Raw genomic sequence first — 4,435 nt, forward strand, 5'->3', positions numbered from 1 at the left:
AGCGCGATGCCCAGGCGCGCTTCGTACGCTTGCGCCGGCCGGCCGCCCTCTTGCGCGGGCGCGGGCGGGAGGAACCGCGCGACGACCCGCGCGTAGAGCGCCGGCTCGGCGTTCTCGGCGGAGAGGAGGCGCGCGGCGGCCTGGTTGCTGAAGCCGCCACCACCGAACTCGCGATCCCGCAGCGCGGCGAGATCGCCCAGCACCTCGCGCGACTCGAGCACCGCGAACGCGCGCGAGCGCGCGAGCGCCGTCTGCACGATCTCGGTGAGGAGCGCCGTGGGCACCTGGATGTCGCCGCGGACCTCGACGCGCTGCACCTGGACCAGGCGCCGCGCCGTCCCCACCTCCCCCGCCGTTGCGGGCGCGTGGAATCGCCCACCCGCCAACGGCCGAACGGGCGCTCCGATGGGGAGCGCCTCGGCCGTCGCGCCGGCCACGCGGACGATGCGGATCCGCGCCGCCGCTTCCTCGACGCGGCCCAGCGGCTGCCGGGTCGCGGGGTCGCGGACCTCGTCGCCGTCGGCCCACAGGGTGACGATGCCGCCGTCGGGGACGGCGCCCGTGCCCGTCACGCCCAGCACGAGGCTTCCGTCGGGGCGGACTTCGCGCACCACGCCCTCCGCGCTCGCCGGCGCGTACTCCGCGGCCACCCGCCGGCCGATGTCGTTCATGGTGCGCTGGAGCAGGTTCCGGTAGCTGACCGACAGGTCCAGCACGCGCTCGCCCGCGCGCACCCGCTCCTGCTGCGTCCCCTCGACATAGGTGGCGTAGAATATCTGCCCGTTCCGCACATCATAGAACGACACGTCCACGCCGACCTTCAGGATGTAGTAGGTCGCGCCGTCGGGGCCCGTCTCGGAGAGGGCGTCGGCGCGCGAGATCGCCGCGCGGACGAGGAAGTCGGGAATGACGCGCTGCCCCGCGATGTCGCCCGCGCGGCCGGTCGAGACCTCCAGGCGCTCCTGCTCCGTGGCGAGCCCGCCCGCCGCGATGGGCGGGAGGAAGTTCAGCCCCGGCGCCGCCTCGGCGAGGCTCTCGTGCAGCCAATAGATGAGGGTGGCCTGCGGCAGGACGTAGTCGCGCTGCACCAGCTCGCTTCGCTGCTCCACGCTTGCCACCAGGTGCGAGAAGCCGCCGCTCCCCGCGCTCCGGTTGAGGCCGGGGCTCGACGCCACGAGCCCCACCCAGGCGCGGTTCGGATTGTCGGCGAGCGGCCGGCCGGTGACGGAGAACCGCTGCTGCGCCTGCTCCACGCGCACCACGCCCACCACCTGCCCCGCCGAGTCCCGGACCTCGAGGCGAGCGCCCTCGCGCAATCCTCCCGCCGACCCGACGCCGAGGGCGAGGCGTCCGTCCGCCAGCTGCTGGACGACCCGCGCCCGCACCCCCGGCCGGTACCGGTCACGCACCCGGGTTGCCAGCTCCCGCTCCGTGCCGGCCAAGGTGTTCCTCAAGGCCTGGACCGCCTCGGCTGCGGTGAGGTCCGCGCCGGCGTCCTTCCTGATGTTGGTGCTACCGGTCAGCTCCTGGATGTGATAGACCTCGCCGGTGGCGGGGTTGAGGAACTCCAGCATCACGGTGGTCGAGACGAGGTACTCGGTGGTGAGCGCCTTGTCCACGCGCTCGATGTCGGCGCGGGTGACGAAGGCGCGGGCGGCGATGCGCGATGCCAGCTCGGCACGGGCGACGAGCGCGGTGTCGGCGCCCAGGGGCAGCATCTCGAGCTGCGGCAGCGGCGCCAGCGCACCGTGCAGCGCGGCGCGCTGCGCGCCCTCCTCGAAGACCTGGAGGAAGCGCGGATCGATGAGGCCGCCCTTGGCAGCCTGCAGGACGCGGAAGGAAAGAAGCTGGCAGCGGACGCGCTCGACCGGCTCCTGCGCTCTCAGCGGCACAGCGAGGACCAGCATCAGGGCGAAGGCGCCTCCACGGCGCGAGCCGTGGCGCCGAGCATGCCGTCCGACGCCGCGAGCGACGGGGGGGCGCCTGAGCCCGGGCACGACCAAGCTAGATCGCGCTGATGTCGATCGGCCGCGGAGGCTCGCTGCGGGCCGATGCCTCGCTCACCTGCACCGCCTGATTGGCGGAGCGCGCCTGCACAACCGCCGAGTGGATCGCGGCCCCGAGCCGCTGCTGCTGCGGGATCGCGTTCACTATCGCCGGCATGTCCACCGTCGCGGCCTGGCGAAGGCGGTTGGCGTAGACCAGCTGCGCCGGGTCGTTGGCGATGTTCTGCGCCGCGGCCTGCGCCTCGCCGGTGAGGTGGCGCGCCTCGTCGAGCGCGAATACGTCGTAGAGCAGGGCGAGCGTCGAGTTGAACCCCACCGAGGTCACGTTGCGCGACTGCGCCTCGGAGAGCTGATGCTGCTCGTACTGCCGCTGCGCGGTCGCCTGCTCCAGGCGCTGGGCGTGGTCCTCGGCGTTCAGCTGCACGCGGTTCTCGCCGCCCCGCTGCTCGAGGCTGTCCACCGACGCCAGCTCGCGCCGGATCTCGGCCCGCCGCTCCGACGTCCCCACCACCGCCTCCATCACGTAGGACGACTTGAGCAGGAGCCGCGTGGCGCGGTCGAACAGCGCGCGGGTCGTGTCAACGCGCGAGAGGAGCCGCGCGATCTCGGGCGACGGCCCGCTGGCCACGCGCTCGACGGTGCGGCGAAGCCGCCCTATCTGCGCATCGGCGGGCGACGCGCACAACGCGAGCGAGACGAGCGGCACGGCCCACCCGACGGCACGACGGTTGACGGACATGCGAACTCCTCCTTCCTACTGCCTTACCGCGAAGACGAGCTCGTTGCCACGCTGGTTGCGGAGGTCCAGCGTGCCGAATCCGGGGATCTCGCGCGCCGCGTCGAAAACCTCGCCCATCAGGTCCTCGCGGGTGCGGGTGAACATCACCTCGATGCGTATCCGATGGTTCGCCAGGTCGAGCAGCGTCTGCCGCGCCGAGGTCACGTCTTCGGTACCCTGTACGGCTTGGAGGAATGCGCGCGCCTGGGCGAAACCGCTGAACCCCACCAGCTCCACGATGTAGAGCTCGCCACGAGAGGCAGCGGTCCGCGCCGCCCGCGTCAACTGCGGGATGAGCCGCTCCGCCGCGATCTCCGAGACTCGAGTGGCGGCTCGCTGACGCGCGATGAGCGGATCCGACGCCTGGGCCGCGCTCTCGACGGTCCCGCTCGCGAGCAGCCGCCCCGTCGAGGCGTCGATGGCGCGATAGGTCATCATCGCTCGCCGGGTCTCGAGACCGCTCGGGTCGCGCCCGGTGTTGATGATGGTCGTGGCGCCCACGATGACGACCTGGGCGTGGAAACGCTCGTTGGCGCGGCGGGCGAAATCCGCCAGCCGGTCGCCCTGCTTCACGATATCCGCGGTGAGCCCCGGCAGGTCGGCGCGGAGCTGCTGCACCGAGCCCTGATCGAGCACCGTGAACTGGTTGCGGTTGAGCGCCTCCTCGAGCCCGGCGGCCGAGACGCGCGCGCCCGGCTCCCGGAACTCGGGCCGCGTGAAGGGATCGAACGCGCTGTCGGGGATCGCGGCGGCGCGGCCGGTCATGGCGCTGGGTGGCGGGGCCTGGGCCTGCGCCTGCGCCGAGAGCGAGCGCGGGTTGTTCACATAGTACTCGTCGATCACGACCATCACCGACTGCGCCTCCGCTCCGATGGTGCGGATCTCGTAGCCGAGGGCTTCGAGGTCGGTCTTGAGTCGTGCGACGTCGAGCGTGACCCGGAGCGAGACGCGCATCACATTGCCTTCCCGCTCCTCGTTGTCCACCTCTTCGCGCCGGACGTACGCGCGGGCGCGGCTCTGGAGCTGGGGGAACGCCTGGACGGCGCCAAGGGAATCGAGCAGCCGGCCCAGCTGGATGCGTAGCGCCTCGCGGTAGCCGGCGGTGCGTGCCGCCGTGTTGGCCGCGAGCAGGCTGTCGCCGCGAATGGCCGCCTCGCCCACCACGGGCACTACTGCTTCGTCGGTCTGCTGCGCGGCCAAGCCGTGTGGAACCGCGCAACCAGCGGCGCCGATCAGCGCCGCCGTGGTGAGTGCCGTGAGCTTCATGAGAGCCTCCAGGGTGCCGCGGTGCGGGCAGGCTTGCCCGGTCCCGCGAAGCTACGTCCCGGCCGCTCCCGCTGCAACCAGCCGAAAAGTCGGGCTACGCCGTCATGATTCCTCGCTCCGGGCGGTCGGCGCGCTCACGGCCTTCGGCCCCGCACCGGCGGGGCGGACTGCGCCGTGGCCGTGTAAATGAGGTCGCCGATCGGGGAGTTGTCATCGTTGGCGGCGTTCGCGGCCAGGTGCACGACCACCGGGCCCAGCTCGGCGGCTGGCGCTTCCCAGCGCACCAGCCACCGGGCCTCGCCGGCTTCGCGCACGACGGGATCGGCGTGCTGCGCGTAGGCGACGCCGCGGCGCGCTTCCCAAACCACCGTGATGCCCGGGCCCG

General features: G+C 72.7%; 4 protein-coding genes. All 4 read right to left on the reverse strand.

What is annotated here, in order from left to right:
* A partial coding sequence (locus tag Q8Q85_15415) for a hypothetical protein (GenBank protein ID MDP3775649.1) occupies positions 1-1,907 on the reverse strand: 1,907 nt, incomplete at its 3' end.
* 97 nt (positions 1,908-2,004) lie between these two features.
* A complete protein-coding gene (locus tag Q8Q85_15420) occupies positions 2,005-2,745 on the reverse strand; it encodes a hypothetical protein (protein ID MDP3775650.1) in 741 nt (246 codons plus the stop codon).
* 15 nt (positions 2,746-2,760) lie between these two features.
* Entirely contained in the window at positions 2,761-4,050 is a 1,290-nt protein-coding gene (locus Q8Q85_15425; protein ID MDP3775651.1) for a hypothetical protein, read from the reverse strand.
* 134 nt (positions 4,051-4,184) lie between these two features.
* Positions 4,185-4,435, reverse strand: a 251-nt coding sequence (locus Q8Q85_15430; GenBank protein MDP3775652.1) for a hypothetical protein, incomplete at its 5' end; no start/stop codon positions are given.

Source organism: Gemmatimonadales bacterium, assembly GCA_030697825.1.
Classification (GTDB): domain Bacteria; phylum Gemmatimonadota; class Gemmatimonadetes; order Gemmatimonadales; family JACORV01; genus JACORV01.